At 68.0% G+C, this 4,951-nt stretch carries 4 protein-coding genes; 1 reads left to right on the top strand and 3 read right to left on the bottom strand.

The features are described 5' to 3' along the window. The 3 genes from F7R91_RS43405 to F7R91_RS38935 form a co-directional block, all read right to left on the bottom strand. On the bottom strand, nt 1-254 hold a 254-nt coding region (locus F7R91_RS43405), incomplete at its 3' end, for a hypothetical protein (protein ID WP_225321050.1). Nucleotides 255-309: 55 nt separating this feature from the next. After that, the gene (locus F7R91_RS38940; RefSeq protein WP_150958237.1) at nt 310-1,554 is read right to left on the bottom strand and encodes a CSLREA domain-containing protein; all 1,245 of its coding nucleotides are present in this window, start codon (nt 1,552-1,554) and stop codon (nt 310-312) included. Nucleotides 1,555-2,114: 560 nt separating this feature from the next. Beyond that, nucleotides 2,115-3,326: a PucR family transcriptional regulator gene (locus F7R91_RS38935; RefSeq protein ID WP_150958236.1), complete on the bottom strand. Its 1,212-nt coding sequence runs from the start codon at nt 3,324-3,326 to the stop codon at nt 2,115-2,117. A 401-nt stretch (nt 3,327-3,727) separates the two neighbouring features. Between F7R91_RS38935 and F7R91_RS38930 the strand changes: the two genes are divergently transcribed. Continuing rightward, nucleotides 3,728-4,567 carry a DUF4394 domain-containing protein gene (locus tag F7R91_RS38930; RefSeq protein WP_191971836.1) on the top strand — a complete coding sequence of 280 codons (840 nt, stop codon included), beginning with the start codon at nt 3,728-3,730 and terminating at the stop codon, nt 4,565-4,567. The last annotated feature ends 384 nt before the right edge of the window (nt 4,568-4,951 follow it).

The raw sequence follows: 4,951 nt of genomic DNA, 5'->3' as shown, positions 1-4,951 counted from the left end.
AAGACCCGCCCGCCGTCACGGCTCACGGCGCCGCGCACCCAGCCGTCGGAGGTGCGCACGACCAGGGGGTCGCTCCCGTCCCCGGCCGAAGCCGGGGACGGGAGCGGGATGAGTGATAACGACAGGGCCGCGACGGCGGTCATGGCCCGGACGAGAGTGCGGCCCGGTCGGTGGGACAAGATGGTGCCCGGACCGTCGGACCGGGTGCGGCGCCGGCGGTGGGACAGGATGCGGTGCAGGATCGGAGATCGCATCACCAATCGCTCCTGATGCCGATGCGGGTACGGATGCGGGTGCGGGGAGAGGCCGTCATGGCGTGTGCTCGTAGGCGCCGATGTCGCAGGCGGCGCCCTGAGGGCGGACCACACCGCGCTGATCGATGGCCGGGCAGCCGTCTGCCGCGTCCAGGGCGGGGCTGCCGGGCAGCAACGCGGCGGTGTCGGTGGGGCCGCCGTTGTCGGCGAGCGGTCCGGTCAGCGCGGCACGGCTGGGCAGATCGCCCGGGCCGGTGAGCCGGCAACTGCCGTCGCCGTCGAGGTTGTGGCCTTGCGACTCGATGGCGGCGAAGGCCTTCTTGCAGTTGGCGGGCGCGCCGGCAACGGTGTTGCCCGCGACGATGGAGTTGCGCAGGGTCATTCTCCCCAGGGGCAGGTCGATGATGTCGGGGATCGGCGCGGGCAGGCTGTCGAGGTAGGCCGGGGCGATGTTGATCCCGCCACCGCCGTCGCTGGAACTGTTGCCGATGATGGTCGAGTTGAGGATCTCCACGGGCCCCCGGCCGCGGATGTCGATGCCTCCGCCGTACCCGGCGAGGCTGCCGGGGCGGTCGCCGGGGTTCGTCACACGGTTGTTCGCGATGGTCGAGTTGGTCACGCTGCCGGTCTCGTCGAACCTGATGCCGCCGGCCTCTCCCGCGACGTTCCCGCTGACGGTGCTGTCGATCAGATCCAGGTGGGAGTCCGGGATGTTGAAGATGCCGCCGCCGTAACCGGCCGAGTTCCCGGTCACGGCGACCCGTCGCAGCGTCATGTGGTGTCCGTTGGCGATGGCGCCACCGCCGGTGTCGGTGATGGGCAGTTCGCGCTCCTTGGCCACTCCCCCGGTGATCGTCAGATCAGACAGCTGGGAGTCCGCCTGCATGCGGAAGGCCCGGTCCACATGGTTGGCGTCGATGACGGTGGTTCGCGCCCCGGCGCCCTTGATCGTGATGGGGGCGGCGACGTTCAGGTCGCCCGTGGTCGGGTCGGGGTGGTCGCCGTTGATCAGCCGGGGGTTGGGCGGGATGGTCAGCCGGTAACGGCCGGGAGGCAGAGTGATCGTACTGCCCGGCTGGGCGTTGGCGGCCATCACGGCGGCGCGCAGGCTGCACGCGCCTGAGGCGGTGCGGCACCGGCCGTCCGACGCGTCCGCGTCCACCTCGTCCGATGTCGTGTTCACGGTAAACTCCGCCGGTCCGGTGGCCTCGGACGCGGCGGCGCTGGAGGCGGGAACGGCCAGGGGCGCCGACACGGCGATGACGGCGGCGAGTGCCGCCGATGGGGTGCTGAACCTCATCCGGTGAACTCCTCTGGGCAAAGAATCTGGGCGTGCGAGGTCGCTGTCTTTTGCGAGGACTTCTTGCTTGTGCGCGATCGCTGGCTCGTACGAGGAAATCGGCCGTCCAGGGCCGATGCGTTGCGAGGAGCAGCGAGGCAGGCCGGAGGGCAGCAAGGGCCCGGCAGAGCGGGTGCGGCCCGCGCTCTGTAGTGAGCGTTCCATTCAGAGACGCTCGTGTCCAGAGAGATGACGGTGCACTGACGCCGTATCACCAGTTGATGACGGCCCGTGCCCACATCACGGGTGCCCGCACGGCACGCAAACGTCAGCCCGGGGCATCCCACATGGTGAACCCTCAGTTATCGCCTGCGAAGGGCACGTTCGCCCAAGTCAGGCGCGCCCCGGCCTTGCCGGCGTGGCCGCAGCCGGTCTCGGTCGCATGCTCGTGGACCACTACGGAGCGTGCCTGACCAGGGGGCCGGCGTCTTCCGGCTTGGGACCGCACTGCCGCGCAGGTGGGCGGTGGAGCGGACGCTGGGCCGGCTGATGTTCCACCGGCTCCAGGACGCGCTCCCGGTTCAGTGCCACGCTCCCGATTGACGCCGTGCGACCACCGCGCTGAGGATCCGCACGCCCTGCGTCGAGCCCGGGTTGATGCCGGTGAGCTTCTGTACCCGGCGGAGACGGTAGTCCAGGGTACGCGGGTGGACGTTGAGTTCGGCCGCCGCAGCACTGCGGCTCATGTCGCAGCGGTAGTACGCGTCGAGCGTGACGAGGAGATCCGGGCCGGATGACAGGCGCTGGGCCACCGCCTGGAGCCAATCATCGGCGGACGGCACGTCCGCGACCGCGAGTTCGACGAAGACGTCCGCGAGAGTGTGCGGCCGCAGCTGCGGGGACGCCGGCCGCAGCGGGGCCGCCCGGCTGATCCGCCGGGCCCGGTCGAGGGCTTCGGCGAGCTCGGACGCCGGTGCGGTTGCGGTGCCGGCGGCACAGGGGCGACCGACGGCTTCGGCGAAGTCCCGTACGAGATCGGATGTGGGGTCGGGTGCGTGCAGCTGTGCAGTGTCGGCGGCGCCGCGAACCAGGGGAACCAGGGCGATCAGCTCACCGCCTCTGCCTCCGCCCTGTGGATACCACACGAGCGGCACATGGTGCGCCTTCACCAGCGCTTCGATCTCGCTTTCCAGGGCACGATCGCCAACGGGGCGGTCCGGCACCCGGATCACCGTCACGGCGCAGTGCTCGGGCAGTTCCATGCCCATGACCTGGGCGAGTTCGGCCGCCACGGGGTCTCCCACCAGAATCGACTCGGCCAGCAGGGCGGCCTGCTCGACGTACGGCAGGCGGCGGCGCAGCACCCTCACGAATCCCTGGCAGTAGGCGCCGACGCCGCGCACGCCCTGCGGGGCGAACCAGTTCATCATCCGCATGAGTTCGTCGACACCACCGCCGCGCTGGGCGTCGGTCGCCTCGTTGATCTCGCGCAGCATGAGCGCGGTATGCAGTCGCAGAATCTGCTGCCGTGACTCCAGCGACATTCCTGCCTCGGCCCGTGCTTCGCCCATCGATGCGATGTAGCCGAGGTCGTCCTGGGTCAGCTCGCTGCTGCTCGGGGCCAGTTCGTTCGTGCGGCGTCTGAGCCACACCGCGTACTCCAGCGTTTCAGCCCTGTCCCGGGGGTTCGCGTCCAGGAGCCCGAGCTCCGGAATCTCGCGTACATACGCCTCGACTTCCCGGCGCGCGTTGGCCGGCGCCTGCCGGGCCAGCTCTGCGAAGAGACTCCCCATGGACGGGAGCATGTCCTTCGTAGGGAGCGTTCGGCAGTCGAAAACCGGACGACGTTCATCACTCCGCGTGAATCGATGACGGATGTACCGGCGGAGACTTTGACACACTGTGCAAAGTTCCCGCACTGGGGCGCTTTTGACGTTCTATCCGCTTGTAGGTCCTGGGGGCGTGGGACTTAATGGGAAGCACATGCCCGAGCCTGGGGAAGCACCGCAGCGATCGCCATGCTGCACTCCAGAAATAAGTCGGCGAATCATTCTTGGAGTCACTTCCCCTACTTCGCATGCACACGGCATGCACTCACTTGCGTTCAGACGGGAGGGAAACACCAGTGAAGGCAGGAGTTGAAACAAGAGTGAGGACAGGGGTCAGAAAGAGAATGGCTGCGGCCATCGCCGTCATGTCCATCTCCACAACGCTCATGCTGAGCATGCCGGGCGCCGGCTCGGCCGCCTCAGCCGCCGCCCCCGCCGCCCCCGGCCTTCGGGCGTTCGGGATCACCGGCGACGGCACCCTGATGGCCACGTTCACCACCGACCGGCCGACCGTGCTCGACTGGGTCAGGGTCGTGACCGGACTCGTCGGCGACCAGAAGCTGATCGGGATCGACTACCGGGTCCAGGACGGCCTGATGTATGGCGTCGGCGACAAGGGCGGCATCTACACGATCAAGACCCCGCCGACCACCACGGACGTGGTCGTCACCAAGGTCTCCCAGCTCAACGTGGCCCTGTACGGCACCACCTTCGACATCGACTTCAATCCGGCGGCCGACCGGCTCCGCGTGATCAGCGACAACGGCCAGAACCTGCGGCACAACCTCAATGACCACACCACGGTCGAGGACGCCATCCTGACCACCCCGCCGGCCACCGGGCCGACCAGGGGCGTCACCGCGGCCGCCTACACGAACAACGACCTGAACGGGGCGTCCGCGACAACACTGTTCGATATTGACACAAGAGCGGACCAGGTCGTCATCCAGGCCCCTGCCAACAACGGCACCCTGTCCCCGACCGGCTCCCTCACCATCAATGCGGGCCCCGACGCAGGTTTGGACATCTTCAGTATCCTGACCAATGGCAAGGCAACCTCGAATACTGCCTTCGCCTCGCTCACCCCGTACAGCTCGAGCACGCCGTCCCTTTACAGCATCAATCTCCTCACCGGTGAGGCCACCTCCGTCGGCCAGTTCCCACTGAACATCACGGACCTGGCCATCACCCTCACCGGAAGCTGAGCCTTCACGAGACGAGGAGCTTAGAGCGCGACCCGGTAGTGTGCACGCAGAAAGTGCCTTCCTGCTGTTGAGACAGAGGCCTTCGACAAGCCTCATCTTCCCAGCTCGGAGGGCACTTTCGCGTTTCCGATCAGGATCCGGACGCTGGCGGCGAGTGAAACGCGCAGGCCAGGCCAAGAGCAATATTGAGGCGAAGGAAGACGTCGTTGCGCGCCTCGGCCACTGCCCCGACCGAGGCAACTCCGTGGGTCACGAACCTGCTCGCCGTCAACTTGACCCGGCCTTGAAGGGCCGGGCTTGGAGGTAGTGCCCAGCTGGCTGCTGGGGTGGACTCCTCCGTCCAGACACCCCGTTATGGGGTGGCAGGGACGCGTGACTCACGTC

Origin of the sequence: Streptomyces luteolifulvus (assembly GCF_008806595.1) — a bacterium.
Classification (GTDB): domain Bacteria; phylum Actinomycetota; class Actinomycetes; order Streptomycetales; family Streptomycetaceae; genus Streptomyces; species Streptomyces luteolifulvus.
The sequence above is the reverse complement of the archived record's forward strand: the minus strand, read 5'-3'. Positions and strand labels throughout refer to the sequence as shown.